Genomic DNA, 26,617 nt, shown 5'->3' with positions numbered 1-26,617 from the left:
ATTTTATGCTGCGCAGCACGGATGGGCTGCCGTCGCCGCGACGCGCGGCCTGCTTGCGACGGAGCAACGCCCTACCCATTTCGGGTTTGACTCGGGTTGTGGAAAGGGCAAGAAAAGTCCCCGACGGCACCCGAAATCGTTCCCCGAAAGCCTGGAGAAGAACATGTCCGCTTCCAACGCCATCGTTGTCGCCAGCGCAGCGCGCACGCCTGTCGGCTCCTTCAACGGCGCCTTCGCCAACACGCCAGCCCATGAACTGGGTGCCGTCGCCGTCAGGGAAGCGCTGGTCCGTGCCGGCGTCGACGGCAAGGAGGTGGACGAGGTCATTCTCGGCCAGATCCTGACCGCGGCTCAAGGGCAGAACCCAGCGCGGCAGGCGGCTATGGCCGCCGGCGTACCCCAGGAGGCGACCTCCTGGGGCCTGAACCAGCTCTGCGGCTCCGGCTTGCGCGCCATCGCGCTCGGCATGCAACAGATCGCCCAGGGCGACGCGAGGATCATCGTTGCCGGCGGCCAGGAATCGATGTCGATGGCTCCGCATGCTCAGCATCTGCGCGGTGGCGTCAAGATGGGCGACTTCAAGCTGATCGACACCATGATCAAGGACGGCCTGACCGATGCCTTCTATGGCTATCATATGGGCAACACCGCGGAGAACGTCGCCCGCCAGTTCCAGATCACCCGCGACGACCAGGACCAGTTCGCACTGGCTTCCCAGAACAAGGCCGAGGCTGCACAGAAAGCCGGAAAATTCAAGGACGAGATCGTTGCCTTCACAGTCAAGGGCAGGAAGGGCGACACGATAGTCGACCAGGATGAATACATCCGCCACGGCGCGACAATCGACGCCATGACCAAGCTCAAGCCCGCCTTCGACAAGGAAGGCACGGTAACCGCTGCCAATGCCTCCGGCATCAACGACGGCGCCGCCGCCGTAGTGCTGATGACCGAAGCGGAAGCCGCAAGGCGCGGCATCACACCGCTGGTGCGTATCGTTTCCTGGGCGACCGCCGGCGTCGACCCGCAGATCATGGGGACGGGACCGATCCCCTCCTCGCGCAAGGCGCTGGCCAAGGCCGGCTGGTCGGTCGGCGACCTCGATTTGGTCGAAGCCAACGAGGCCTTCGCCGCGCAGGCCTGCGCCGTCAACAAGGACATGGGCTGGGACCCGGCCATCGTCAACGTCAATGGCGGCGCCATCGCCATCGGCCATCCGGTCGGCGCCTCGGGCGCCCGCATCTTCAACACGCTGGTCTACGAAATGCGCCGCAGAAGTGCCAAGAAAGGCCTTGCCACGCTATGCATCGGCGGCGGCATGGGTGTTGCTATGTGCGTTGAAGCATTGTGATGAGATAGGCGATACGAATAGGATCTGGCGCAAAGCGAGTAGGGAATAGAGGGCAAACCCCGCCGCTTCAACGCTCAGTCATCTGCATTTCCCGGGAGGACATATGACAAAGGTTGCAATCGTCACAGGCGGGTCGCGCGGCATCGGCGCGGCGATATCGGTCGCCTTGAAAAGCGCCGGCTATTCGGTCGCCGCAAACTACGCCGGCAATGAGGAAGCGGCGGCAAAGTTCAAGGCCGCGACCGGCATCCCGGTCTATAAATGGTCGGTCGCCGACTACGAGGCCTGCGCCGCCGGCATCAAACAGGTAGAGGCCGATCTCGGTCCCGTCTCGGTGCTGGTCAACAATGCCGGCATCACTCGCGACGCGATGTTCCACAAGATGACGCGAGAGCAATGGAAGGAGGTCCTCGACACCAACCTTTCCGGCGTCTTCAACATGACGCATCCGTTGTGGGGCGGCATGCGCGACCGCAAGTTCGGTCGCATCATCACCATCTCCTCGATCAACGGCCAGAAAGGCCAGGTCGGCCAGGTCAATTATTCGGCCTCGAAGGCCGGCGATATCGGCTTCACCAAGGCGTTGGCCCAGGAAGGCGCGCGCGCCGGCATCACCGTCAACGTCATTTGCCCCGGCTACATCGCCACCGAGATGGTCAAGGCGATGGACGAGAAGGTCCTCAACGAGCGCGTTATCCCGCAGATCCCGATCGGCCGTCTCGGCGAGCCGGAGGAGATCGCGCGCTGCGTCGTCTTCCTCGCTTCCGACGATGCCGGTTTCATCACCGGTTCGACCATATCAGCCAATGGCGGGCAGTACATCGCCTGACCGTTTATCTTTACGTTGAGATAGATACGCGCTGAATGAACGGGCCCCGCAAAACGGCCCGTTCCATAGCAGCTTTCTCCGCTGCAAGATCGCGGTGCCGCACACTGCCCGAAACTGGCATGCAAAGGTTAACGGCAACTGCGCAACCTGTGCACAACCCGTCCGACAGCCTGTCGATTCTCGGTGGAAAAGCTGTTCACAACACAACATGTTGCGGTGAACAAACCAAGAAACTTTGCCTATCGCTGATTCGTCGCCGATTCGTTCCGGCTTTGAGCGGAACGTTAACGGCGAGAGCTGAAAACACCCTCGAAATGATTAAAGCGCATTAGGAAACATCAATAATTTCATAATGTTGGGCGGAGCAGATTGGCTGGCCACGATCATTCACCGGCAAAGGTTAACCGCGGTGCTCGCTTGGATGCCGCTTGCATGAATCGGGCCAGTTTCCGTGATTCAGCATGTGGTGAGACTCGCCGGCAGAACGCCCAGATGTAGCCGTGAACAAACCCTGAATCAGCGGGAGTCAGTGATTCGTAGCTGATTCGTTCCAGACTCGTTCCAATTGTTAATCGGGAACAGATTTTCTGGCTTCGAAGCAACCAATCGCCTGCCCTCGGCACATTCCGCTTTCGCTTCGCGCCCGAAATCCCTATGTGTCGCCTGTCATACGCGGCCAATATGGGCGCGCTCCCGACAATGCGAGGCAGAGAGCCTTATTTCCAGGCCGATGAACATCCATCCGAAACACACTGAACCGCTGATCCTGTCGGGTCGAGACGTGACGGCCGTGCTCGGCCCGACCAACACCGGCAAGACCCATCTCGCCATCGAACGCATGGTGGCGCATGAAAGCGGCGTCATCGGCCTGCCGCTCAGGCTGCTTGCCCGCGAGGTCTATACGCGCGTCTGCGAGAAGGTCGGCGCCCATAAGGTTGCGCTCATCACCGGCGAGGAAAAGATCCAGCCGGCGGGCGCGAAATACTCGGTCTGCACCGTGGAAGCGATGCCGCGCGAGACCGACGCCGCCTTCGTTGCCATCGACGAGGTCCAGCTCGCCGGCGATCTCGAACGCGGCCACATCTTCACCGATCGCATCCTACATCTGCGCGGCCGCCAGGAGACGCTGCTGCTGGGCGCGGCCACCATGCACGGCATCCTGCAGCGCCTGCTGCGGGGCGTGTCGGTGGTGACCCGGCCACGGCTATCGCACCTTTCCTATGCCGGCTCGAAGAAGCTGACCCGCCTGCCGCGGCGCACCGCGATCGTCGCCTTCTCGGCCGACGAGGTCTATGCCATCGCCGAGCTGATCCGCCGCCAGCAGGGCGGTGCCGCCGTCGTGCTCGGCGCACTCAGCCCGCGCACCCGCAACGCCCAGGTGGCGCTGTTCCAGTCGGGCGACGTCGACTACCTCGTCGCCACCGACGCCATCGGGATGGGCCTCAACCTCGACCTCGACCACGTCGCCTTCGCCCAGAACCGTAAATTCGACGGCTACCAGTACCGCAACCTGACGGCGGCCGAGCTCGGCCAGATTGCCGGCCGCGCCGGCCGGCACCTGCGCGACGGCACCTTCGGCGTCACCGGCCAGGTCGATCCGCTGGACGAGGAACTTGTCAAGAAGATCGAGGCGCATGATTTCGACCAGGTGAAAGTGCTGCAGTGGCGTACCGCGCATTTCGATTTCGCCAACCTTGATGCGCTGAAGCGCTCGATCGAGACCAACGCCCCGGTCGAAGGCCTGACGCGCGCACTGCCAGCAGTAGACGCGCAAGCGCTCGAGCATCTGTCGCGCGACGAGGATGTCCGGGCACTCACCACCGATGCCAGACGCGTGGCGCTGCTGTGGGAAGCCTGCGCGCTGCCCGACTACAGGAAGATCGCGCCGGCCCAGCACGCCGACTTGATCGCCTCCATCTACATGGACCTTGCCAGGCACGGCCATGTCGACGAGAACTACATGGCCGAGCAGGTGCGCCGTGCCGACACCACCGAAGGCGACATCGACACGCTGTCGCACAGGATTGCCCAGATCCGCACATGGACCTTCGTCTCCAACCGGCCCGGCTGGCTGGCCGATCGGGCACACTGGCAGGAAAAGACGCGCGAAATCGAAGACAGATTGTCGGATGCGCTGCATGAGCGGTTGACGAAACGTTTTGTAGACCGCAGGACTTCCGTCCTCATGCGGCGCCTTAGAGAAAACACGATGCCTGAAGCCGAAATCAGCCCAACCGGAACCGTCCTCGTCGAAGGCCATCACGTCGGCGAGTTGCAGGGTTTCCGCTTCACCGCCGACCAGAGCGCCGGCGGCGAGGATGCCAAGGCAGTGCGGGCGGCGGCGCAGAAGGCGCTTGCCGCCGAGTTCGAGGCGCGGGCCGAGCGCTTCGGCGCCTCTGCCAATGGCGACATTGCGCTGGGTTCGGATGGCACGCTGCGCTGGATCGGCGCCCCGATCGGCACGCTGGTTGCCGGCGAAGACGCTTTGAAGCCGCGTCTCGTTCTGCTCGCCGACGAGCAACTCACCGGCCCGGCCCGCGACAAGGTTGCGGCGCGCGCCGAGCGCTTCGTCAACTTCCAGATCGAATCCCTGCTGAAGCCGCTGGTCGATCTCAAGAATGCCGAGCAGATCACCGGCATCGGCCGCGGCATCGCCTTCCAGCTTGTCGAACATTTCGGCCTCATCAACCGTCGCGACATTGCCGACGAGATGAAGTCGCTCGACCAGGAAGGCCGCGCGGCGCTTCGCCGCCTCGGCGTGCGCTTCGGCGCCTACCATGTCTTCGTGCCGGCGCTGATCAAGCCGGCTCCGGCCGGGTTGATAACGCTGCTATGGGCGCTGAGAAACGACGGCAAGGACAAGCCCGGCTTCGGCGATGTCGTTCACGCACTGGCCTCCGGCCGCACCTCGGTGGTCATCGATCCGACCTTCGACAAGACCTTTTACAAGCTTGCCGGCTACCGCAATCTTGGCCGGCGTGCCGTACGCGTCGATATTCTCGAGCGGCTGGCCGACCTGATCCGGCCGGCGACCAACTGGAAGCCAGGCCTCGGGCCTCGCCCTGACGGCGCCTATGACGGTCAGTGCTTCATGGTGACGCCGCCGATGATGTCGATCCTCGGCGCCACCGCCGACGACATGGAAGAAATCCTGAAGGGGCTCGGCTATCGCGCCGATGCCAAACCGGCGGCCGAGGTCAAGGCGCGGCTCGAAGCACAGGACAATGCCGCGCGTAAAGCTGCCGCTGCAAAGCAGGCGGCGGAAGAGGCAACGCGAGCCGAGCAGGCGAGGATGGCGGAAGCATCTGCCGCGGTAGAGCCGCCGGCGGAGGCTTCGGAGCCTGGGTCGGACGCGACTCCTGTTGCGGAGGCTGCAGCCGAAGCCGCAACCGAAGCGGCGGCAGAGCCTGTCGCGGAAGACCAGCCGGAAGCTCCAGCCCCCGAAGCTGCGGCAGAAGGCACGCAAGAGGCCCAGCCCGCCGCCGAGGCGACTGCTGAAGCGCCTGCGGAATCAGCGGCTGAGCCAAGGGCGGAACTTGGGGCGGAAACTGAGGCTGCGGCACCGGCAGAGCCGCCGGTTTTCGAAACTACGGAAGCATCGCCGGCCGAACCTGCAGCAACGGCGGAAGCCGTCGCCGGCGAAGCTGCTCCAGAAGCCGAGGAGCCAAAACCCATCCTGTTGTGGCGGCAGGGTCGTTTCGACCAGCGCCCGCGTCATCGCCAGCATGACAACCGCCCCCGGGACAATCATCGGGACAGTCGCGCGCGCAATGGTCAAGCTGCGCCGGACGGCCGCAGCAATGCGCCGGTGGATGCCGGCGGGCAACCGACGCCGGGCGACCGGCCCGCCCGTCAGGGGCGGCACGACCAGCGCGACGGCGCCGGCAAGCCGCGCTTCGACCGCAGCAAGTTCAAGCCTAAACTGCAAGGCGAGGCTGGAGAGCAGCGCGCCGGCAAGCCGCAAGGCGAACGCCCCGACCGGCGCGAAAACCGGCCCGACTGGAAGGCTGGCCGGCAGGACGGCAAAGGCGGCGCCCAAGGCGCAAAGCCCGCCTTCCAGCCAAAGCCGCGTGAGGAACGCCCGGTCCGCTTCGATCCGGACTCGCCCTTCGCCAAGCTCGCCGCGTTGCGCGACCAGCTGAAGAAGTAAGCTGCTCGTCCGATGGTCACTGATGCCCGCCAGCGCATCGACAAGTGGCTGTTCTTCTCGCGCGCGGTAAAATCGCGTACGCTGGCAGCCAAGCTGGTCGTCGCCGGACGCGTCCGCATCAATCGCGACAAAGCAGCGCAGGCCTCCGATACGGTCCGGCCGGGCGACGTTTTGACCATCACGCTGGAGCGGCGGATTTTCGTCTGGAAGGTCCTTGGCACCGGCGTACGGCGCGGTCCGGCCGAAGAAGCCCGCCTGCTCTACGAGGATATGTCGCCGCCCCCGGTGCCCAAGGGCGAGGCGCTTCCCGATGCGGTGCCGCCGTTGCGCGAGGCCGGCAGCGGTCGCCCGACGAAGAAGGAACGCCGCCAGACCGACCACCTGCTCGGCGACGATTGAGCAAGCTCGAACTTCCGCTTTGCCGGCCCTCTGGAATTCCATTCCGGAAACCGCGGCACCGCTGAGTAAGGGCCGCCCTTGCCACCAGCGGACAAAGGCGTTACCTCACCAAAAAAGCCCAACAAAATGGGACGTCCCGGAGCCGACCAATGACCTATGTCGTGACCGACAATTGCATAAAATGCAAATACATGGACTGCATCGAGGTCTGTCCGGTCGACTGCTTCTACGAAGGTGAGAACATGCTCGTCATCCACCCGGACGAGTGCATCGATTGCGGCGTCTGCGAACCGGAATGCCCGGCCGACGCGATCAAGCCGGACACCGAGTCGGGTCTCGACAAATGGCTGCAGATCAACACCGAATATGCCGAGAAATGGCCCAACATCACCGCCAAGAAGGAGCCGCCGGCCGACGCTAAAAACTTCGATGGCGAAACTGGCAAATTCGAGAAATATTTCTCCCCGGAGCCCGGCGAAGGCGATTGACGAGCCTGCCGGCTGCGGCGGCCTGACGCCGCGTAACAGACGTGATACATTAACTGCCTTGACAGGCGGCGACGGCGCGTGGCCTTCGCGCGTGCAGCAAAACCTTGATTCTTCCGACTTTTTGTGTTACATCAGCCAAACATGCCGGTGACACAACGTCGATTTATGGCGCAAACGCCCCAAATCACTGAAAGGTGAATTTCTCAATCCGGACCAGAGCGATCTGGGGCAGGCGGTCGCAATGTTGCGATTTGCCGGTCCTGGCCTTTCCGGTGAGTTCATCGTTGTGTGGCTAAGGACCGGTCACCCCGGTCGCACGAGTTCGGGCCGGCACGATGCCGGTACCACAACAAGGAGTTCAGGGCGTAATGGCAACGATCACCCCGCAGAAGAAGTCCACCGCAGCGCGCCACGGTTTCAAGACCGGCGAGTACATCGTCTATCCGGCGCATGGTGTCGGCCAGATCGTCTCGATCGATGAGCAGGAAGTCGCGGGCCACAAGCTGGAGCTGTTCGTCATCGACTTCCAGAAGGATAAGATGCGCCTCAAGGTGCCGGTCGCCAAGGCGACCTCGATCGGCATGCGCAAGCTGTCGGAAGAGGATTATGTCGAGCGCGCGCTGAAGGTCGTGCAGGGCCGCGCCCGCGTCAAGCGCACCATGTGGTCGCGCCGCGCCCAGGAATATGATGCCAAGATCAACTCCGGCGATCTGATCTCGATCTCGGAAGTGGTGCGCGACCTTTACCGCGCCGATAACCAGCCGGAGCAGTCCTATTCCGAACGCCAGCTCTACGAGGCGGCGCTTGACCGCATGGCCCGCGAGATCGCGGCCGTCAACCGCATGTCGGAGACCGAAGCGGTACGCCTCATCGAGGTGAACCTCAACAAGGGCCCGAAGCGCGGCGCCAAGGCCGACAACGAGGAAGCCGAGCAGGAAGAAGCTGCCTGATTTTTCTCGCCTTCGAATTCAGAAAAACCCGGCCTCGCGCCGGGTTTTTTGTTTTGGCTGACTTTTTTGTTTTGGCTGACTGGCGAATGCATATCTAACCTTCGCCGCCGCCCTCCCTTTCCGCCTCGTGCTTCAGCGTGGCGATAAACCGCTTGGTCCGCTGGCGTTCCGGGTTGCTGAACAGCACCGCGGCCGGGCCTTGTTCGACGATGTTGCCGGCATCGAGGAACACCACTTCCCGCGCGATCTTCGAGGCGAGCCGCAGATCATGCGTCGCCATCACCATGGTCGTGCCCTCGCTGGCGAGCTTGCCGAGCACATCGACCACCTCCTGCGCCAGTTCCGGATCGAGCGCCGAGGTCGGCTCGTCGCAGAGCAGGACTTTCGGCGAAGGCGCCAGCGCCCGGGCAATCGCCACGCGCTGCTGCTGGCCACCTGACAGCGTCGCCGGCCAGGCATCGGCCTTGTGCGCCATGCCGACCTTTTCGAGCAGGGCGAGCGCCCGTTCGCGCGCCCTTTCCTTGGGCCATTTCAGCACGGTCACCAGCCCCTCCATGATGTTCTCGATCGCAGTGCGATGCGGAAACAACTGAAAATTCTGGAACACCATGCCGGTCTGAAGCCGCAGCCGCTGGATATCCCTGGTCGAGACCCTGCCGCCGGGGTGGAATTCGAGTGCATCGTCGCCGATCCGCACCGTGCCTGACGTCGGCAGCTCGAGCAGGTTGATACAGCGCAAAAGCGTGCTCTTCCCGCCGCCCGATGGCCCGACCAGCGCCGTGACGCTGCCTTCCTCGATTGTGACGGTCACACCCTTCAGCACCAAATTGTCGCCGAAACGCTTTTCGATGTTGGTGAGGCCGATCATGCGCGCGCCTCCAGGAAGCCGCCATAACGGTTGAGCCGCGTTTCCAGCCGCGCCTGCAAGGCCGACAGCACGGAGCTCATGACCAGATAGAGCGCCGCCGCCTCGACATAGAGGATCAGCGGCTCATAGGTGGTGGCGACGATGCGCTGCGCTGCCTGGAACATCTCCGGCACGGTGATGGCAGCGGCGAGCGAAGTGTCCTTAACCAGCGAGATGAAGGTGTTGGACAGCGGCGGCACCGCGACGCGCCCCGCCTGTGGAAGAATGGTGCGCCGCATTGCCTGGGCCAAGGTCATGCCGATCGAATAGGCCGCTTCCCACTGGCCCTTGGGCACCGAACCGATGACGGCGCGGATGATTTCCGACGAATAGGCACCGATGTTCAAGGTGAAGCCGATCAGTGCTGCCGGAAAGGCGTCGAGCAGGATGCCGATCGATGGCAGGCCGTAGAAGATAAGGAACAGTTGCACGAGAAGCGGCGTGCCGCGGAATATCCAGACGTAGAAGCGGACCACGGCGACCAGCGGTTTGGGACCGAACAGCCGGACAAGCGCCACGACCAGGCCGAGAACAAGACCGAATGCAAACGACAGCAGCGTCAACGGCACGGTGAAGATCAGTGCAGCCCACAGCAGCGTAGGCAGGGATTCCAGCATCAATTGCAGCCAGTGCGGCACGAAGGCTCCTCCTTGCCAGATTGCCGTCGCTCATATCACGCGAAAGCGGCGGGCCGTCAAAAGACAGCTCGCCGCGATACGAACGACGCGGGCCGGCGTTCGGCCCACACGAGAAAGCCGTTTTACTTCGAAACGTCCTGGCCGAAATAGGTGTCGGCGATTTTCTGGTAGGTGCCGTCGGCCTTGATGTCGGCCAGCGCCTTATTGATGGCGGCCACCAGTTCCGGATCGCCCTTGCGCACGATGACGCCGGAATAGTCGGCGTTTTCTTCCTGGGCGGCAATCTTCACATTGGCGTCTGGCTTGTGCTTCTTGAAATCGAGGAAGGACAGGCTGTCGTTGATGGTGGCGTCGGCGCGGCCGGTTAGAAGCAGCTGGATCGACTGGTCGAAGCCGTCGGTGCCGACGAGTTAGGCGCCGTTGGTTTCAGCCAGCTTGCCGAAGTTCGAAGTCAGCGACTGCGCCGCCTTCTTGCCCTTGAGGTCGGCGAAGCTCTTGATATCGGTGTTGTCGCCGCGCACGATCAACACCGCCTTGGAGGCGATGTAGGGTTCGGAAAAGTCATATTTGGCCTTGCGCGCCTCGGTGATGCCTACCTCGTTGATGACGGCATCGTAGCGGTTGGCGTCGAGACCGGCGATCAGTCCGTCCCATTTGCCTTCGAGGAACTGGGCTTTGACGCCGAGGCGCTCGGCGATTGCCCGCGCGATCTCGACATCGAAGCCGACCAGCGCGCCGGAAGCATCATGATAGGTGAGGGGCGCATAGGTTCCTTCCGTGCCAACCTTGAAGACGCCGGACTGCTTGATCTGGTCGAGATTGGCGCCGGCATGACTTGCGGCGATGGCCAGAAGCTGGAGCGTTCCGGCGATAATGAGCGACTTGAGCCATTTCATTTTTCTGTGATCCCGTCCTTGGCCGATGTCCGGCGTCATTGCGAGTGCCGGAAAATGACAGATGCGCGATGCCAGAATAAGAAACTAAATTTCAAAAATCTCGCGCCCTTGAAATCCCATTCTCAACCAGCATCTCCGGCGCCATCCGGCTGAGTCAAGGCCGGTGGTGAATCGCCTGGAACAGCGCAATCGACATGACAGTCCGGGGGAACATTCCCCCGCATGGCACGTTCTTGGCTGTTGTAGGGCGCGGTGCCGCCATTTCAACCATCGGCGCCAACTCACGATTCGATCGCACCGCAACGCCTGAAGCAGGAGCGCGGCATGATGCAAGACAGTGCAGGACGGACCATGGTTCGCGCGGCGATGAAAGCCCCTTATCTGGAACGTGACGAAGAGCATCTCCTGGCGCTGCGCTGGAAGGAAAACAATGACCAGCACGCGCTGCACCGCATCACCGTCGCGCATATGCGGCTGGTCATTTCCATGGCGTCGCGGTTTCGCCACTACGGCCTTCCGCTGGGCGACCTGATCCAGGAAGGCCATGTCGGACTGCTGGAGGCAGCGGCCCGTTTCGAGCCCGAGCGCGAGGTGCGGTTCTCGACCTATGCGACCTGGTGGATTCGCGCCTCGATGCAGGACTATATCCTGCGCAACTGGTCGATCGTGCGCGGCGGCACCAGCTCGGCGCAAAAGGCGCTGTTCTTCAACCTGCGGCGCCTGCGCGCCCGCCTGGCAAACGGCGCCGAGCAGACGTCGAATGCCACGCTCTACCGCGAAGTGTCGGCGGCTCTCGGGGTTTCCGAGGCCGATGTGGCGATGATGGATTCCCGGCTTTCGGCGCCGGACAGCTCGCTCAACACGCCGCTAGCCGACGATGCGGGCGCAACCGAGCGGATGGAGTTCCTGGTTTCGGATGATCCACTACCCGACGAGATCGTCGGCGATACGATCGACGTCGAACGCCGCTCGGTGTGGCTGAAGACGGCGCTCGGCGCGCTCAATGCGCGAGAACTCAGGATTATCGAGGAGCGCCGGCTGAGCGACGAGGGCGCGACGCTCGAAGCGCTCGGGGAAACACTCGGCATCTCCAAGGAACGTGTCCGCCAGATCGAGGCGCGCGCCATGGAAAAGCTCAAGGCGGCGCTGGTAAAGCAGAATCCGGAATTTCTCGCAGCCTGAATCGCGTCGGCAGCTATTTGTCGGTGACGATCTTGACCTTGTCGCCGGCCGAAACGGCGGCACCCGGCGACAACGCGTTGAGCACTCTGAACAGATCCAGCTTGCGGTCGACGCCGACCATCTGTGCGGCCAGGGAGCCCATTGTCTGGCCGGGCTGCACCGTGACGATGCGGATACGCAGCGGCTTCAGCGCCGCCTTCTCGGCAGCACTCAGGATGCGGAACGAGCCGCTGACCGAGCGCGCCACCGTGCTCAGCGAGGTGCTGGCCGAAGGCGCCGCTGTCAGCAAGCGGTAGACCTGGCCGCCGGCGCGGATCACCGCAATGTCGAATTGCCAGCCATCGGCGCCGGCATGCGCGGTTGCCGCTTCGTTGCCATTGATCGTCTCCTGGCGCACGCTGCTGTCGTCGAGGCCGGCAACCCAGCCGCTGCGGATGTAGTCGGTCAGCGAGCGGTCCTTGTCGATCGAGACGCCGTCGAAGCGGATCGCGATGTCGCCCGGGCCTGTCGCCGTCACCGCCGCCGCCGAATTGTCGATGATGAAGCCGTTGGGCACCGAGAACGACACGCCGAGGCCAGGGTGCAGGAAGGTTTCGCCGCGCACATAGCCTTCCTCCGGCGTGTCGCCGTAAAGCAGCCCGTCTATGCCAGCAAGGAATGAATCGCGGTCGCGCGACCCGACACCGGGCGCGCCGAACTGGCGGGCGTGGCGCTGTGCGAGATCGATACGCTGCGGCGTGTTGGGGTGCGTCGCCAGGAAGTCGAGGCTGGCGTCGGTGGCGCCGCTGATGGAACGGAAATCGGTATAGGCCGACATCGACTGCAAGAAGCGGCCGGCGGCGTAGGGATCGAAACCGGCCTCGCCGATCGACTTGATGCCGATGGCATCGGCCTCCAGCTCCTGATTGCGCGAGAACTGCGCCAGCCTAAGCTTGCCGCGGACCAGCGCCGCCTTGGCCGTCGGGTTGTCGCCGAGCACATCCGAAACGACCTTGGTCGCCAACCCCTCTTCCGCTTCCAGCTGCTGGCGCTGCAGACCATGATTGGCCGTAACGTGGCCCATCTCATGCGCAATGACGGCGGCAAGCTCGGCCGAATCGTTGGCCAATGCCAGCAGGCCGCGGGTGATGTAGAGATAGCCGCCCGGCAGCGCGAAGGCATTGACGTTGGGCGAGTTGAGGATGGTGATGCGGTAGGTCTGGGTCGGGTTGGCCGACACCACGGTCAGTCTGCCGACGACCTTGGCCACCATACGCTCGAGCTTGGGGTCGGAATACTCACCGCCATAGGTGGCAAGGATGCGCGGGTGCTGCGCCTTCGCCAGTTGGGCGAGCTTGCTGTTGGCGGCGACATTGTCGACCGTGATCGGCTTGTCTGAGGGCTGGAAGCCCGATTCCTGCACGTCGGGAGGCGTGAACATCTGGCAGCTTGCCAGCGCCACGGCAAGACCGGCCAGCGCCAGAAAGCGCGCCAGCGGTTTCACCCTCCGATTGTCGATGCCGGTCGGCAGATCGGCTTCCTTTCAAGTCCTGGGACGTGACCGCGAAAATCGGGCGCGATTTCCGGAAAGCATCACGCGCAAAATCAAGTGCTACGGCGTCCTTCGTGCGTCCGACAGATACGAGGCAGCAAGGGCAAATCACGGTCTAGGCCGGACCAGCTCCTGGCGGACCTAGCCACACTACCTCGACCATGGCAAGCAAGCGCCGCTTCGCCTTCCGCCGGTTTGACCATAAATTATGTCCGCTTCCGGGCAACATCTCGTGATCCGGCCGCAAACGGACCCGAGCCGATATAGCGTCGGAATGCCTCCGGTCCAGCCCCGACGAAAAAATCAGCGGCGGTGCCCGTCGCGGCAACTGTGCCACCATCCAGGAAAACCATGTTTTGGCCGATACGGCGCGCATCGTCCGGCTGGTGCGTGACGAATAGCACCGTCATGCGCTGCTCCGAATGGACGTCGGTCACCAGGTCGAGCATGTCGTCGCGCAGTGCCGGTCCGAGCGAAGCGAACGGTTCGTCGAGCAACAGCACCGGTCGGTCGCGCACCAGGACCCGGGCGAGCGCGACGCGCTGCCGCTCGCCGCCGGAGAGTTCGCGCGGCAGCCGGCTTTCCTTGCCGGCAAGGCCGACGCGCTTCAGCGCTGCGGCGATTGCGGCGCGATCGGCCTCGCTCAGCCTGAGCGAAGGCGAGCGGCCGAGCCCGACATTCTGCTCGACGGAAAGATGGGCAAACAGGTTGTTTTCCTGGAACACCATCGATACCGGCCGCGCTGAAGGCGGCGCAGTGCTGACATCGGCGCCACCGATCAGCACCCGGCCCGACCGCGGCGCCTCGAAACCGGCCACCAGATTGAGCAGCGTCGACTTTCCCGAACCGCTCGGCCCCATGATGGCGGTGATCTCCGACGCCGGGAAATCGACATCGAATGTAAGCGGCGTTTCACCATAGCTGAACGAGACATTGTCGAGCCGCACCGCCGCGCCTTTTTCCACCGAAATGGACCGTTCCGGGCTGATCGGCATCATGATTTCTCCCTCCTTCCCAGCAAGTCCGCGGTCAGCACCAGCGCCAGGCAGACAAGGCCGAGCAGCAGCGCCAGCCCGGCCGCATCCTCGGTGCGGTAACTGCCCATGCGCGCCAGCAGCAGGTAGGGCAAGGTCTGCACGGAATCGCTGCCGAACAGCGCAATGACGCCAAGATCGCCGAGCGACAGCGCCATGGCGAAAGCGAAGCCGGTGGCGAGCGGCCGCCGCAGCGACGGCCAGTCGACCAGCCGCAACCGGTTCCAGCCCGAGATGCCAAGCTGTGCGCAGAGCCGTTCGTGGCGTTCGCTCGCCGCGTCAAAGGCAGGGCGGATGGCGCGGATGGCGAATGGCATCGCCATCACCGCATTGACCGCAACGACCATGACGGGGGCGATCGCAAAGACATCGCTGACGGTGCGCAGGAGCAGGAACCAGCCGGCGCCGATGACGATGGGCGGCACCACCAGGACGAACCCCGCACCGGTGTCGGCCAGATGTTCGAGCAGTGTCCGCCGGCCTGTTCGCCGGGTGAGCGCCAGCGCCCGGCGCGCCATGACCAGCGACAGCGACAACGCAACAGAGAGCAGCGCCGATAGAAGGGAGAGCACGCCACTGGTCGCCGTCGCTTGCCGCACCGCGCTGTCGCCGGCCAGGCGGCCGAGATCGGCGCCAAGCCCGGCTGCCAGCGTCGCCGCCATCGGCCCGGCGACAAACAGCAATGCCAGCCCGATCACCAGCGCGTTCAGCCCGGTCTCGGCCGCACCGGCTGAAAAATACCGGCGCGGCGCCACCGGTAGATTGGCGTCCCCGACCATATTGGCGCCGAGCCGCGTCAAGGCCAGCACGACGACGAAGGTCAGGGCAATCTGCAGCAGGGTGAGCGTCACCGCCCGCGCCGGGTCGAAGTCGAAACGCAGCGCCTGGTAGATGGCAACCTCCAGCGTCGTCGCGCTGGGTCCGCCGCCGAGTGTAAGCACGATGGTGAAGGAGGTGATGCACAGCATGAAAACGAGCCCGGCAACGCCCGGCAAGGCCGCACGCAGCGGCGGCCATTCGATCAGCCGAAAGGCCGGCGCAGCGCCCATGCCAAGCTGGCTCGCCAGCCGCCATTGGTTGGCCGGCACGGTCTGCAACGCTTCAAGGAACAGCCGCGTTGCCAGCGGCAGATTGAAAAAAACATGGGCCACGAGAATGCCCGACAGGCCGTAGATGCCGGGCCAGCTCTGGCCGCCTAGCGCGCCGAGCGTGCCGGCAAAATAGCCGGCGCGGCCATAGAGCGCCAGGACACCGAGTGCGGCAACAATGGCCGGCAGCGCCAGCGGCACGGCGAAAAGCTGCAGGATGAAGCCTCGCCCGAAAAACTGTGGATGCCGCGACAGGGCACGCGCGACGAACAGCGCCGGCGCGACGGAGAGCAGCGTCGAAAGGACCGCCTGCCAGAGCGTGAAACGGGCGACGCGCAAGAGATAGGAATCGAAAGCGGAGGCGGCGCCGGACAGGTCGCGTGTGGCTTCGACGACGAGCCCGGCGAATGCCCCGCCGATCAGCAGCGCGATGGCGGCGAGCGCGACGATGCCGGCAGTGACGCGGGAGTCAGGACGGCGAGCCTGCATTTCGCGCTACCCAGCTTAACGATGGGTGCTGAGAGGAGGAACTTGGCTGAGGTCGTGTTCCCGCCCACCCCCCTCTGGCCTACCGGCCATCTCCCCCGCAAGGGGGGAGATCGGCAGCTTCGTTGCCCCGCTCATTCCTGCCGCAGTGGAGATTGGCGAAAGCGGCTGAGAGCTCAATCTCCCCCCTTGCGGGGGAGATGGCCGGTAGGCCAGAGGGGGGTGGGCGGGAACGAACACCATATGGAATCCTACTTGCTCATCGCCGCAAGCCACTCATCGACCCAAGCCTTACGATTTGCCGCGACCTCTTCCGGGCTGAACAGCAACGTCTTGGTCGGTTTGACAAGCTTGTCGAACGCCGGATTGAGCGGCTTGTCGGTCTTGCCGGCCGGGAACATCCAGTTGGTTTCGGGAATGACATCCTGGAATTTCGGTCCGGTCATGAAGGCAACGAACTTTTCCGCCAGCGGGTTCTTCGCACCCTTGGTGGTGATCCCCGCAACCTCGATCTGCAGATATTCGCCCTCCTCGAAGGACGCCGCCTGGTAGCGCTCGGTGTTTTCGGCGACCATATGGTAGGCCGGCGAGGTGGTGTAGGACAGCACCATCGGCGCCTCGCCCTTGGTGAACAGGCTGTAGGCCTCGCTCCAGCCCGGCGTCACCGTCAGCACCTTTGACTTGAGCTTGGCCCAGGCTTCCGGCGCCTTGTCGCCATAGACCGACTTGACCCACAACAGCAGGCCAAGGCCCGGCGTCGAGGTGCGCGGATCCTGGATGACGATCTTGTCGCCGGCATCGCCCTCGACCAATTCCCTGAGGCTCTTCGGCGGGCTCTTCAGTTTTTCGGTATCGTAGACGACGGCGAAATAGCCATAGTCGAACGGCACGAAAATATCGTCGCTCCAGGCTCCCGGGACGCTGACGCCCGACACAGCGCCGTGCGGCGAAAACAGGCCGGTTGCCTTGGCGTCCGCAGTCAAATTGGTATCGAGGCCAAGCACGATATCGGCCTTGGTCGCGGCGCCTTCCAGCTTCACACGGTTGAGCAGCGCGACGCCGTCGGCGGCCGAGACGAATTCGACGACGCAGTTGCATTCGGCCTCGAAGGCCTTCTTCACCGCCGGTCCCGGACCCCAATCGGCGGTAAAGCTTTCATAGGTATAGACGGTCAGCTTATCCTGTGCCGATGCCTGCCCTGGCAAGGCCAGCGCGGATGCTGCAAGCAGGATAATCGAGACAAGAGAGTGGAAAAAACTGCGCATCGGCGCCTCCTTCGTTCGCGTTGAAAGGAATTGAGGCGTCGGGCTGTCCGAAACGTCTAATCCCTCCGCCGGTACAAACCGGATCAGGTTCAGCGGGTTGGCAGTCTTGCCTCTCAGCCGGTCCGCGAAGATCGCGTCCGGCACCCCGTTAGAGCGTTGCGACACATAGGCCCGGCCGAAGTGCTGCGCAAGCGGAAGTTTGCCGGGCATCCAAAGCCCAGCCTTCCGTTTCGTCTGCCGTTTCATCTTCCGTTTCCGGGGCAGGGCTGGTAAGGGCCACGAGATATGAGCACATTCACCATCCTGCTTGGCGGCGATCTCATCCGCACGCCGCTGCTCGACCGCCAGGTCGAAGGCTCCCGCGTTATCGCCGCCGATGCCGGCATCGGCCATGCCCGCATGCTGGGCCTGAGGCCGGAACTCTGGGTCGGCGATTTCGATTCCGTGCCTGCCGATTTGCCGGAGGATCTGGCCGCCGTGCCACGGCAGGTGTTTCCCGCCGAAAAGGACAAGACCGACGGTGAACTCGCTATCGCCGCCGCGCTCGAACGCGGTGCTACCAGCCTTGTGCTCGCAGGCGCCTTCGGCGGCAAACGCACCGACCACATCTTCCTGCATCTGGCGCTGAGCGTCCGGCTGGCGGAAGGCGGAACGGAAGTGCTTTTGACCAGCGGCGCACAGGAAGGCATTCCCTTGCTGCCCGGAAAGGTTGGCTTCGACTATGCCGACGGCACACTGTTTTCGGTGCTCGGCTTTTCGGATCTTGCCGGCCTGACAGTCACCGGCGCCAAATGGCCGCTCGCCCATGTCGAGGTTGCCTTCGGGTCGTCGCTGACCATTTCCAATGAGGTCAAGGGCCGGCTGGAAATCGCGCTGGCCAGCGGCCGCGCGCTGCTGCTCGCGCATCCTTTTCCCCTACCTGAAAGCTGATATGGCGCCGCCGCTTCTCAATCTCGACGGGATAAAGCTGACCTTTGGCGGCACGCCGCTGCTCGACGGTGCCGCCCTGACGGCTTCGGCTGGCGACAAGATCGCCCTGGTTGGCCGCAACGGCTCGGGCAAGTCGACGCTCCTCAAGATCGCTGCCGGGCTGATCGAACCGCAGGACGGCGAAGTCTTCCGCCAGCCCTCGGCGACTGTGCGCTATTTGCCGCAAATGCCCGACATGGACGGTTTTGCGACCATTCGCGCCTATGTCGAGGCGGGGCTCGGACCCGCCGACGATCCCTACCGCGCCACCTATCTGATGGAGCATCTCGGCCTGTCCGGCGAGGAACGGCCGAACGACCTCTCCGGCGGCGAGGCGCGGCGCGCGGCCCTCGCCCGCGTCATGGCGCCGGAGCCCGACATTCTCCTCCTCGATGAGCCGACCAATCATCTCGACCTTTCGGTCATCGAATGGCTGGAGGAGGAGCTTGCCCGCACCTCCTCGGCGCTGGTCGTCATCTCGCATGACCGCCGTTTTCTCGAACGCGTGTCGCGCGCCACAATCTGGCTCGACCGCGGCCAGACCCGCCGCCTCGACAAGGGCTTTGCTTATTTCGAGGAATGGCGCGACACGGTGCTGGAGGAGGAAGAGCGCGAGCAGCACAAGCTCGGCCGCCAGATCGTGCGCGAGGAGCACTGGCTGCGCTATGGCGTGACGGCAAGGCGCAAGCGCAACATGCGCCGGCTCGGTGAGTTGCAGACCATGCGACAGCGCTTTCGCGGCCATCGCGGCGCCGAGGGTGCGGCGACAATGACAGCCAGCGACGCCGCCGAATCCGGCAAGCTGGTGATCGAAGCCAAGAACATTGAGAAGAGCTTTGGCGATCTGACGGTGGTCAAGGGATTTTCGACACGCATCCAGCGCGGCGATCGCGTCGGCCTGGTCGGGCCAAACGGCGCCGGCAAGACGACGCTGTTGAAGATGCTGACCGGCGAATTGAAGCCGGACGCGGGCACGGTGCGGCTCGGCACCAATCTGGAGATCGCCACGCTCGACCAGAAGCGCGAAGCCGTCGACCCGCAGGAGACATTGGCGCAGTATCTTACCGACGGTCGCGGCGAGAACCTCGTCATCAATGGCGAGCAGCGCCACGTCGTCTCTTACATGAAGGACTTCCTGTTCAAGCCGGAACAGGCGCGGACGCCGGTGCGCGAGCTTTCGGGCGGCGAGCGGGCACGGCTGATTCTCGCACGCGTCTTGGCGCGGCCGGCAAACCTGCTTGTGCTCGACGAGCCGACCAACGACCTCGACATGGAGACGCTGGAACTGCTGCAGGAACTGGTCGCCGGCTTTGCCGGCACGGTGATCCTGGTCAGCCACGATCGCGATTTCCTCGACCGCACCGTGACCAGCATCATCGCGCCGGATGGCGACGGCCGCTGGATCGAATATGCCGGCGGCTATTCCGACATGCTGGCGCAGCGCGGCGGCACCAGGCTGGATGACCGCAAGGCGCGGCCGAAGGTAGAGACCAGCGAGGCGATGGCTGCAAGCAGGACCAACGCGGCCGCTCCCAAGGGCCCGGCAAAGAAACTGTCGTTCAAGCAGAAATTCGCGCTGGAAACCTTGCCCAAAAAGATCGAGGCGGTGTCGGCCTCGATCTCGCGGCTGGAGAACAACATCGCCGATCCGGCCTATTACGAGCGCGACCCGGCCTCGTTCCAGAAGACGATTGCCGCGCTCGACAAGGAGCGCGTCACACTGGCAGCGCTCGAGGAGGAATGGCTGGAACTCGAGATGCTACGGGAAGAAATGGAGGGGTAGTCCACTTCCTCGTTGCTGCAGCTCGGAAATGCGCATAGATTATGCGCATATTGCGGAGGCTGCCGTGCGCAAATTGGCATTGAATGCAATTCGCCAACCGGCAAACCTGTCGATAGATTCCAAACTCATGAAAGAAGCCAAAGGGCTGGACGTGAATGTCTCACGCGCGGCGGAAGCCGGCATTGCGGAGGCTGTCGCTGCGGAAAAGACCCGGCTATGGAAGCTCGAGAACCGCGCCACCATGGAAGCGTGGAACGACTATGCCGAGAAACACGGTATTCCGCTGAAAGAACATCGGCAATTCTGATGGCGCTCTACGATGTCTTCGCCGGCAGTATCGAAGGCAGCTATCTACTCGACGTCCAGTCCGACATGCTTGATTACTTCAAGACAAGGGTCGTCGTTCCGCTTCTCCCGATGGCAACAACGCCGCCGCCGATGCGCAAACTCCACCCTCTCCTTGAGATCAGCGGGCGAAAAATGGTTATGGCCACCCATCTGATCGCAACGGTTCCGGCGGACGAATTAGGCGAAAGCCGGATGAACCTGTCAAAGCATCACGAAGACATCGTGAGCGCACTCGACATGCTGTTCCAAGGCTTCTGAGCCAGAGAAGCGTTGGGCTGGCGAGCCGGCTTCAGCCCGCTGTCTTTGTCTGCCAGGCCTTCAGCGCCTCATCGAACACCTTCTCGCCGGGAATGCCCTTTTCCATGGTGAGCAGCGCCCGCCGCCCGGTCTTGTAGACGACCGGCACGTCGATCCAGTCCTGGCCCCTGAGCAAGGTCAGATTGGCGTCTTCGTCCGCCTTGGTGTCGTTGAGCGCAACCAGGAAGAAACCGTCGGCGATCTTGGCCGGGATGCCGATCAGCGGGCTGCCGGCATCCTGCTCGGACCCCTTCATGGCGACACGCAGGATGTTGTCGACGCCGCCGCCCTCGAAGCCGTCAGGCGTCAGGAAGATCATCTCGATAATATGGCTGGCCGGCAGCGTCTGGTCGGTGTTGCGACGGATCGTCATGCGCAACTGGATATCCTTGCCTGGAATGGTCGCCTCGGCGCGGATCGCCGGCTCGGGTGGCAAGTCGCCGCCGGGCGATTCCTGCACCAGTGACCAGACGATGTTGCCGGGCTCGGCCGAGCCTTGAGCGGTGCTGGTGCGCTCCTCGTAGAAGATCGCCTTCTGGCCGACGGCCAACGTGGCCTGCGGCGGAACTGCCATTGGTGCCGCCGCCGGTGCGGGCGGCGGGGCGGCCGCTGCAGGCGCTGCTGCGGCATCGGCCGGCGCTGCTGCCCCGTTGGCGGGCGGCGTTGCGGGAGTTGGTGCAGCGGAGCCATCGACCGCTGGAGGATTGGCCGTGGCTTGCGCATCGGCAGGTGCGGCCGGTGCCGGCGCGGCGGGTGCCGGGGTGGTCGGCGCTTGGGCGGCCGACGGCGGCGTGGTCAGTGCGGCGACGGATTCGCCTTCGCCGATGCCCGCCTGCCCGGCCGCGGGGCCAGGATCGACTTCGTGGCCCTCGGGCGTCAGGCGCTGCGTGAACTTCGCGCCTTCGCCGGCCTCCGTCGGAGGCGCGGCGGCCGGTACGGCCGCATCGGCCACCGGCTTGGCCGGGGCTGGCTTTACCAGCGGTTCGGTGACGACGGCTTTGGTCTCGTCGAGGCCGAGCATGCTGCCGAACGCATCCTTGTTCAGCCAGATGCCATAGCCGCCGCCGGCAATGACCAGCAAGGCAATAGCGGCGGCGATCACGCCGCCATAGCTGCGCCTGCGCTCGGCGGGATGGAGCCGCTGGAACCGGTCCTCCGCGGGGCCGCCGTCGTTGGAAAAGTCATCGCCCTGAAAAACGCCGTCTTGGTCATCGGCCGTCGGAATATCCATATTGGGCGGCGGCGGACCAGCGCGCTCCTGAGAAAGAGCGACGGGCTGCGGCTTTTGCCAGTTCGGTGCCGCCTTAGCGGGCGTAGGCTGCCATGCTGGCCCAGTCTTTGCAGGCTCCGTCTTTGCCGGCTCAGTCCTTGCCGGCTGCCATGGCGGCTCGGTCTTTGCCGGCTGCCGGACATGGCTGGACTGGTTCTTGTTGCGGTCGATGGAGGAGAAGATGTCCTCCAGTTCCGCCAGCGGGTCGGGTGGCGGCGCAGGCTTGGCGAAGTCCCGCTCGACTTTGGCGATGGCGTCTTCCAGCACACGCATCTGCCGGTCGACATCGGAAGGCGTCATCGTGGCCTTCTCTGCGAGTTGTTTCGCGATTGACGAACGGGCCTTGTCATAGACCCTGGCGCGCACTTCCGCCGACGGCTCACCGAGTTTATCGAGCGCCTTTTTCAGAATAGGAACAAAATCTACCATACGTCAGTCGACCTGCATTTGTTTCTGGGCCGGCCCCCGCAAATCAGCCGCAATGCCCGGAAAGGCTGAGAAACTAGTCTTGAAACGGATCGGTCACAAGTATCGTGTCGTCCCGTTCAGGGCTGGTGGAAAGGAGTGCGACCGGCGCGCCGATCAGCTCTTCGATGTAGCGGACGTACTTTACCGCCTGGGCCGGCAGGTCGTTCCAGCTGCGCGCGCCGGCGGTGGTGCCTTTCCACCCTTCCAGCGTCTCGTAAACCGGTTCGACGCGCGCCTGCGCGCCTTGGCTGGCCGGCAGGTAATCGATCGCCTCGCCGTCGAGGCGGTAGCCGGTACAGACCTTGATTTCGTCCAGCCCATCGAGCACATCGAGCTTGGTCAGCGCAATGCCCTTGATGCCGTTGACGGCGACAGCCTGGCGGACCAGCACGGCGTCGAACCAGCCGCAGCGGCGCTTACGGCCGGTGACGACGCCGAATTCATGGCCGCGCGTGCCCAGGAACTCGCCGATCTCGTTCTTCTGCTCGGTCGGAAACGGGCCTTCGCCAACACGCGTCGTATAGGCCTTGGTGATGCCGAGCACATAGCCGATGGCGCCCGGGCCGACACCGGACCCGGCAGCGGCCTGGCCGGCAACGGTGTTGGAGGAGGTGACGAACGGGTAGGTGCCGTGGTCGATATCGAGCAGCGTGCCTTGCGCGCCCTCGAACAGGATGCGCTCGCCGGCGCGGCGCTTGTCGTCGAGGATTTTCCAGACGCGGTCCATATAGGGCAGGATCTCGTCGGCGACCGAAATCAGCTCGCTCATGATCGCCTCATGCGTAACCTCGGCATGGCCGAGCCCGCGCCGCAGCGCATTGTGGTGCGTCAGCAGCCTGTCGACCTTCAAGGGCAGCGTTTCCAAATCCGCCAAATCCATCACCCTGACCGCGCGCCGGCCCACCTTGTCTTCATAGGCGGGACCGATGCCGCGACGGGTCGTGCCGATCTTCGTTCCAGAATTGGAAGCGGCGTCCTCGCGGAATCCGTCCAGCTCCCGGTGCAAGGACAGGATAAGCGCGGTGTTTTCGGCTATTTTCAGGCGGTCCGGCGTCACCTCGACGCCCTGCGCTTTCAATTTCGCAACCTCCGCGACGAAAGCGTGCGGATCGAAGACGACGCCATTGCCGATGATGGACAGCTTGCCTTGCCGCACCACGCCGGACGGCAGCAGCGACAGCTTGTAGACCTTGCCGTCGACGACCAGCGTGTGGCCGGCATTGTGGCCGCCCTGGAAGCGCACGACAACATCGGCGCGCTCCGACAGCCAGTCTACGATCTTGCCTTTGCCCTCATCGCCCCATTGCGAGCCGACGACCACCACATTGGCCATATTTCTTTTCCCTTGAGACGCCGCACGAGCAGCTTGAAATAGTTCGAACCGATAGGCCTCTATCGCATCGGCCCCCAAAAACGGAATCGATTTTGGGAAAGCACGACGCGAGGATTAAAGCCTTCCGACGCGTAGCGTCCAATTGCACGCACGTCGCTCTATAGCGTCAAGACCCGGCGAGCGCGACCATTCTTTGCCGCCGAAAACGCTCCGAGGCACAACAATTTTCGCCTTTGACATCATTTACTTGCGCGAGCTGCCGCAATAGGCCCGCAACGACCGCGCATTTCTCTCTGCCTGGCCGGAATGTCACGATGCATCGAGCCGCCTACCTATTCCTGCTGTTCACCACCTTGCTGTGGGGCGGCAACTCCGTGGCCGGAAAGCTGGCGGTCGGTCATATCTCGCCGATGACGCTCGTCTTCCTGCGTTGGCTGCTGGCGGTTCTGATCCTGCTGCCGATCGGCTGGGGAACGCTGCGCCAAGACTGGCCAGTGGTGCGCAGGCACTGGTTGCTGCTTGGCGGGCTCGGCGCTTGCGGCTTCGCCTTCTTCAACACGATCTTCTACACGGCGCTCAACTACACGACGGCGATCAACGTCTCGATCGAGCAGGCGGCGATCCCGATCGTCATCATCATCGCCAATTTTGTGTTCTTTCGCCTGCGCGTCAATGGCGTGCAGGTCATCGGCGTCGTGCTGACCATCGCCGGTGTCGCGGTGACGGCGAGCCATGGCGATCCACGCCAGCTTCTCAGGCTGGATCTCAATTTCGGCGACGCGATCATGCTGGTCGCCGTGCTTTGCTACTCCTTCTATTCGGTGGGGTTGCGGCTGAAGCCGGTCATCCGCTGGCAGAGCCTGATGCTGGCGCTGTCGGTTGCCGCACTCATCACATCGCTGCCTTTCTTCCTGTGGGAGATTGCCGCCGGCAAGGTCATCGTTCCCGATACCCGCGGCTGGGCGGTCGCGTTCTATACCGCCATCGGTGCTTCGGTCATCTCGCAGATCTTCTATATCAGGGGCAACGAGCTGATCGGCGCCAACCGGGCCGGCCTGTTCATCAATCTGGTGCCGATCTTCGGTACGCTGCTGTCGGTGCTGATTGTCGGTGAGACATTCCAGCTCTATCAGGCGCTTGCTCTCGCGCTGGTGCTCGGCGGCATCAGCCTCGCCGAATACAGCGGACGGAAGATGGCGGCATCCGCCGCTGAATGAAGTCGCTTGCCGCGACGTTCCACTACGGATCCATCAACGACCGTGGAAGCGCCCCGCGTGCTGCTGCACACGGGGCGACCGAGTTTCAGGCTACGCCGACATCGAAATGCAGCCGCTTGGCGGAGTCGATCGACTTGTGCGAGCGCACCTGCGCCAACACGTTTTCCGGGAATGGCGCATCGAGATAGAGCAATGCAATGGCATCGCCGCCCGGCCGGTTGCGGCCGAGCTGGAAATTGGCGATGTTGACGCCGTTCTCGCCGCAGACCGTGCCGAGCAGGCCGATGATGCCGGGCGCATCGGCATTGGTCGTGTAGAGCATGTGCTGGCCGACCTCGGCGTCGAGATTAATGCCCTTGATCTGGATGAAGCGCGGTTTGCCATCCGAGAAGCAGGTGCCGGCGATCGAGCGCGTCCTGTGCTCGGTCTTGACCGTGAGCTTGATATAGCCGTCGAACACGCCGGATTTGTCGCGCTTGACCTCGGCGACGATGATGCCGCGCTCCTTCACCATGATCGGCGCCGACACCATGTTGACGTCGGAGACCTGCGGCCGGATCAGCCCGGCAAGGGTGGCGCTGATCAGCGCGCGCGTGTTCATCGTCGCGGTCGAGCCGTCGAACAGTATCTCGACCTCCTTGATCGGATCCTCGGTGACCTGTCCGACAAAGGCGCCGAGCACTTCGGCAAGCTTGACGAAAGGTTTCAGCCGCGGCGCCTCTTCGGCGGTGATCGACGGCATGTTGATGGCGTTGGAAACGGCGCCCTTGATCAGATAGTCGGACATCTGCTCGGCGACATGCAGGGCGACATTCTCCTGCGCTTCGGTGGTCGACGCGCCGAGATGCGGCGTCGCCACGACATTCTCCAGGCCGAACAGTTCATTATACTCCGCCGGTTCGACCTCGAACACGTCGATGCCGGCGCCGGCCACCTTGCCGCTTTTCAGTGCCGCGATCAGGTCGGCCTCGACGACCAGCCCGCCACGCGCACAATTGATGATGCGCACACCGGTCTTCATTTTGGCGATCGCCGCGGCGTCGATGATGTTGCGCGTCTTGTCGGTAAGCGGTGTGTGCAGCGTGATGAAGTCGGCGCGGGCGAACAGCTCGTCGAGCTCGACCTTTTCGACGCCGAGCTCCTCGGCGCGGCTGTCCGACAGGAACGGATCGAAGGCGATGACATGCATCTTCAGGCCGACGCCGCGCGTAGCGACGATCGAGCCAATATTGCCGCAGCCGATGATGCCCAGCGTCTTGCCGGTGATCTCGACACCCATGAAGCGGTTCTTTTCCCATTTGCCGGCATGGGTCGAGGCGTTGGCCTCCGGTATCTGGCGGGCCAGCGCGAAGATCATGGCGATCGCATGCTCGGCGGTGGTGATCGAATTGCCGAAGGGCGTGTTCATCACGATGATGCCCTTGCGGCTCGCCGCCGGAATGTCGACATTGTCGACGCCGATGCCGGCGCGGCCCACGACCTTCAGCCTGGTCGCGGCGTTGATCAACTTCTCCGTGACCTTTGTCGCCGAGCGGATGGCCAGCCCATCATACTGGCCGATCACTTCGAGCAGTTTTTCCTTGTCCTTGCCGAGATCCGGCAAATAGTCGACCTCGATGCCGCGATCCCTGAAGATCTGCACGGCGGTGGTGGAAAGTTTGTCTGAGACGAGAACACGGGGCATTGCTTGTTCCTTTGCGATTGGCGCCCCTCCCCCTTGAGGGGAGGGTCGGCGCGAAGC

General features: G+C 63.7%; 21 protein-coding genes, 1 pseudogene and 1 riboswitch. Of the genes and pseudogenes, 12 read left to right on the top strand and 10 right to left on the bottom strand.

Annotated elements, in window-relative coordinates:
* Window positions 1–163 precede the first annotated feature (163 nt).
* The 6 genes from NKH23_RS21610 (at window position 164) to NKH23_RS21585 (ending at window position 8,164) form a co-directional block, all read left to right on the top strand.
* Entirely contained in the window at window positions 164–1,348 is a 1,185-nt protein-coding gene (locus NKH23_RS21610; RefSeq protein WP_352909956.1) for an acetyl-CoA C-acetyltransferase, read from the top strand.
* Between the two features lie 103 nt (window positions 1,349–1,451).
* Entirely contained in the window at window positions 1,452–2,177 is a 726-nt protein-coding gene (gene phbB / locus NKH23_RS21605; protein ID WP_352909953.1) for an acetoacetyl-CoA reductase, read from the top strand.
* A 730-nt stretch (window positions 2,178–2,907) separates the two neighbouring features.
* Window positions 2,908–6,327 carry a helicase-related protein gene (locus NKH23_RS21600; RefSeq protein WP_353035307.1) on the top strand — a complete coding sequence of 1,140 codons (3,420 nt, stop codon included), beginning with the start codon at window positions 2,908–2,910 and terminating at the stop codon, window positions 6,325–6,327.
* 12 nt (window positions 6,328–6,339) lie between these two features.
* A complete protein-coding gene (locus tag NKH23_RS21595) occupies window positions 6,340–6,726 on the top strand; it encodes an RNA-binding S4 domain-containing protein (RefSeq protein WP_352564641.1) in 387 nt (128 codons plus the stop codon).
* Between the two features lie 149 nt (window positions 6,727–6,875).
* Entirely contained in the window at window positions 6,876–7,214 is a 339-nt protein-coding gene (gene fdxA / locus NKH23_RS21590; RefSeq protein ID WP_292664799.1) for a ferredoxin FdxA, read from the top strand.
* A gap of 368 nt (window positions 7,215–7,582) precedes the next feature.
* Window positions 7,583–8,164 carry a CarD family transcriptional regulator gene (locus NKH23_RS21585; RefSeq protein WP_006327799.1) on the top strand — a complete coding sequence of 194 codons (582 nt, stop codon included), beginning with the start codon at window positions 7,583–7,585 and terminating at the stop codon, window positions 8,162–8,164.
* Between the two features lie 94 nt (window positions 8,165–8,258).
* Here the strand turns inward: NKH23_RS21585 and NKH23_RS21580 are convergent, their stop codons facing one another.
* The 3 genes and pseudogenes from NKH23_RS21580 to NKH23_RS21570 form a co-directional block, all read right to left on the bottom strand.
* Entirely contained in the window at window positions 8,259–9,032 is a 774-nt protein-coding gene (locus NKH23_RS21580) for an amino acid ABC transporter ATP-binding protein (protein ID WP_352714394.1), read from the bottom strand.
* Complete coding sequence (locus NKH23_RS21575; protein WP_352909945.1) at window positions 9,029–9,709, bottom strand: ABC transporter permease subunit; 681 nt, start codon at window positions 9,707–9,709, stop codon at window positions 9,029–9,031. The genes NKH23_RS21580 and NKH23_RS21575 overlap by 4 nt, the downstream gene beginning before the upstream one ends.
* 122 nt (window positions 9,710–9,831) lie before the next feature.
* Window positions 9,832–10,605 (bottom strand): annotated as a pseudogene (locus NKH23_RS21570) (amino acid ABC transporter substrate-binding protein).
* Between the two features lie 324 nt (window positions 10,606–10,929).
* Between NKH23_RS21570 and NKH23_RS21565 the strand changes: the two are divergent.
* Window positions 10,930–11,787 carry an RNA polymerase factor sigma-32 gene (locus tag NKH23_RS21565; RefSeq protein ID WP_352714400.1) on the top strand — a complete coding sequence of 286 codons (858 nt, stop codon included), beginning with the start codon at window positions 10,930–10,932 and terminating at the stop codon, window positions 11,785–11,787.
* Between the two features lie 13 nt (window positions 11,788–11,800).
* Here NKH23_RS21565 and NKH23_RS21560 read toward each other — a convergent pair whose 3' ends face one another.
* From NKH23_RS21560 to thiB, 4 genes are all read right to left on the bottom strand, one after another.
* Window positions 11,801–13,270: a M48 family metalloprotease gene (locus NKH23_RS21560; protein ID WP_352909942.1), complete on the bottom strand. Its 1,470-nt coding sequence runs from the start codon at window positions 13,268–13,270 to the stop codon at window positions 11,801–11,803.
* Window positions 13,271–13,524: 254 nt separating this feature from the next.
* Entirely contained in the window at window positions 13,525–14,316 is a 792-nt protein-coding gene (gene thiQ, locus NKH23_RS21555) for a thiamine ABC transporter ATP-binding protein (protein ID WP_352714403.1), read from the bottom strand.
* Window positions 14,313–15,929 (bottom strand): thiamine/thiamine pyrophosphate ABC transporter permease, encoded by a 1,617-nt coding sequence (gene thiP, locus NKH23_RS21550; protein ID WP_352979199.1) that lies wholly within the window; start codon window positions 15,927–15,929, stop codon window positions 14,313–14,315. The genes thiQ and thiP overlap by 4 nt, the downstream gene beginning before the upstream one ends.
* Before the next feature lie 248 nt (window positions 15,930–16,177).
* On the bottom strand, window positions 16,178–17,191 hold the full coding sequence (gene thiB, locus NKH23_RS21545) for a thiamine ABC transporter substrate binding subunit (protein WP_352909937.1): 1,014 nt from the start codon (window positions 17,189–17,191) through the stop codon (window positions 16,178–16,180).
* 43 nt (window positions 17,192–17,234) lie between these two features.
* Window positions 17,235–17,349, bottom strand: a riboswitch (TPP riboswitch).
* Window positions 17,350–17,476: 127 nt separating this feature from the next.
* Between thiB and NKH23_RS21540 the strand changes: the two genes are divergently transcribed.
* From NKH23_RS21540 to NKH23_RS21525, 4 genes are all read left to right on the top strand, one after another.
* Window positions 17,477–18,121: a thiamine diphosphokinase gene (locus NKH23_RS21540; protein WP_352714407.1), complete on the top strand. Its 645-nt coding sequence runs from the start codon at window positions 17,477–17,479 to the stop codon at window positions 18,119–18,121.
* 1 nt (window position 18,122) lies between these two features.
* Window positions 18,123–19,943: an ABC-F family ATP-binding cassette domain-containing protein gene (locus NKH23_RS21535; RefSeq protein WP_352909934.1), complete on the top strand. Its 1,821-nt coding sequence runs from the start codon at window positions 18,123–18,125 to the stop codon at window positions 19,941–19,943.
* A 64-nt stretch (window positions 19,944–20,007) separates the two neighbouring features.
* Window positions 20,008–20,250, top strand: coding sequence for a type II toxin-antitoxin system CcdA family antitoxin (locus NKH23_RS21530; protein WP_352714411.1), 243 nt, complete (start codon window positions 20,008–20,010; stop codon window positions 20,248–20,250).
* Complete coding sequence (locus tag NKH23_RS21525; protein WP_353035305.1) at window positions 20,250–20,549, top strand: CcdB family protein; 300 nt, start codon at window positions 20,250–20,252, stop codon at window positions 20,547–20,549. The genes NKH23_RS21530 and NKH23_RS21525 overlap by 1 nt, the downstream gene beginning before the upstream one ends.
* A 31-nt stretch (window positions 20,550–20,580) precedes the next feature.
* Here the strand turns inward: NKH23_RS21525 and NKH23_RS21520 are convergent, their stop codons facing one another.
* Window positions 20,581–22,287, bottom strand: coding sequence for a hypothetical protein (locus tag NKH23_RS21520; RefSeq protein ID WP_352909931.1), 1,707 nt, complete (start codon window positions 22,285–22,287; stop codon window positions 20,581–20,583).
* A 73-nt stretch (window positions 22,288–22,360) separates the two neighbouring features.
* A complete protein-coding gene (locus NKH23_RS21515) occupies window positions 22,361–23,659 on the bottom strand; it encodes an adenylosuccinate synthase (RefSeq protein ID WP_023680654.1) in 1,299 nt (432 codons plus the stop codon).
* 314 nt (window positions 23,660–23,973) lie between these two features.
* Here NKH23_RS21515 and NKH23_RS21510 point away from each other — a divergent pair, with 314 nt between their 5' ends.
* A complete protein-coding gene (locus NKH23_RS21510; RefSeq protein WP_352714416.1) occupies window positions 23,974–24,876 on the top strand; it encodes a DMT family transporter in 903 nt (300 codons plus the stop codon).
* Window positions 24,877–24,961: 85 nt separating this feature from the next.
* Here the strand turns inward: NKH23_RS21510 and serA are convergent, their stop codons facing one another.
* Window positions 24,962–26,560, bottom strand: coding sequence for a phosphoglycerate dehydrogenase (serA, locus tag NKH23_RS21505; protein ID WP_352714418.1), 1,599 nt, complete (start codon window positions 26,558–26,560; stop codon window positions 24,962–24,964).
* Window positions 26,561–26,617: the final 57 nt, after the last annotated feature.

Source organism: Mesorhizobium sp. M1328 (genome assembly GCF_040318075.1).
GTDB lineage: Bacteria > Pseudomonadota > Alphaproteobacteria > Rhizobiales > Rhizobiaceae > Mesorhizobium.
This window is presented reverse-complemented; position numbering and strand designations above follow the sequence as displayed.

Coding starts and splice junctions, on each gene's coding strand:
- NKH23_RS21540 (WP_352714407.1), top strand. CDS start 17,477: ATGAGCACATTCACCATCCTGCTTGGCGGCGATCTCATCCGCACGCCG.
- NKH23_RS21580 (WP_352714394.1), bottom strand. CDS start 9,032: ATGATCGGCCTCACCAACATCGAAAAGCGTTTCGGCGACAATTTGGTG.
- NKH23_RS21525 (WP_353035305.1), top strand. CDS start 20,250: ATGGCGCTCTACGATGTCTTCGCCGGCAGTATCGAAGGCAGCTATCTA.
- NKH23_RS21520 (WP_352909931.1), bottom strand. CDS start 22,287: ATGGTAGATTTTGTTCCTATTCTGAAAAAGGCGCTCGATAAACTCGGT.
- thiQ (WP_352714403.1), bottom strand. CDS start 14,316: ATGATGCCGATCAGCCCGGAACGGTCCATTTCGGTGGAAAAAGGCGCG.
- NKH23_RS21535 (WP_352909934.1), top strand. CDS start 18,123: ATGGCGCCGCCGCTTCTCAATCTCGACGGGATAAAGCTGACCTTTGGC.
- NKH23_RS21610 (WP_352909956.1), top strand. CDS start 164: ATGTCCGCTTCCAACGCCATCGTTGTCGCCAGCGCAGCGCGCACGCCT.
- NKH23_RS21585 (WP_006327799.1), top strand. CDS start 7,583: ATGGCAACGATCACCCCGCAGAAGAAGTCCACCGCAGCGCGCCACGGT.
- NKH23_RS21600 (WP_353035307.1), top strand. CDS start 2,908: ATGAACATCCATCCGAAACACACTGAACCGCTGATCCTGTCGGGTCGA.
- NKH23_RS21510 (WP_352714416.1), top strand. CDS start 23,974: ATGCATCGAGCCGCCTACCTATTCCTGCTGTTCACCACCTTGCTGTGG.
- phbB (WP_352909953.1), top strand. CDS start 1,452: ATGACAAAGGTTGCAATCGTCACAGGCGGGTCGCGCGGCATCGGCGCG.
- NKH23_RS21595 (WP_352564641.1), top strand. CDS start 6,340: ATGGTCACTGATGCCCGCCAGCGCATCGACAAGTGGCTGTTCTTCTCG.
- NKH23_RS21565 (WP_352714400.1), top strand. CDS start 10,930: ATGATGCAAGACAGTGCAGGACGGACCATGGTTCGCGCGGCGATGAAA.
- thiP (WP_352979199.1), bottom strand. CDS start 15,929: ATGCAGGCTCGCCGTCCTGACTCCCGCGTCACTGCCGGCATCGTCGCG.
- fdxA (WP_292664799.1), top strand. CDS start 6,876: ATGACCTATGTCGTGACCGACAATTGCATAAAATGCAAATACATGGAC.
- serA (WP_352714418.1), bottom strand. CDS start 26,560: ATGCCCCGTGTTCTCGTCTCAGACAAACTTTCCACCACCGCCGTGCAG.
- thiB (WP_352909937.1), bottom strand. CDS start 17,191: ATGCGCAGTTTTTTCCACTCTCTTGTCTCGATTATCCTGCTTGCAGCA.
- NKH23_RS21515 (WP_023680654.1), bottom strand. CDS start 23,659: ATGGCCAATGTGGTGGTCGTCGGCTCGCAATGGGGCGATGAGGGCAAA.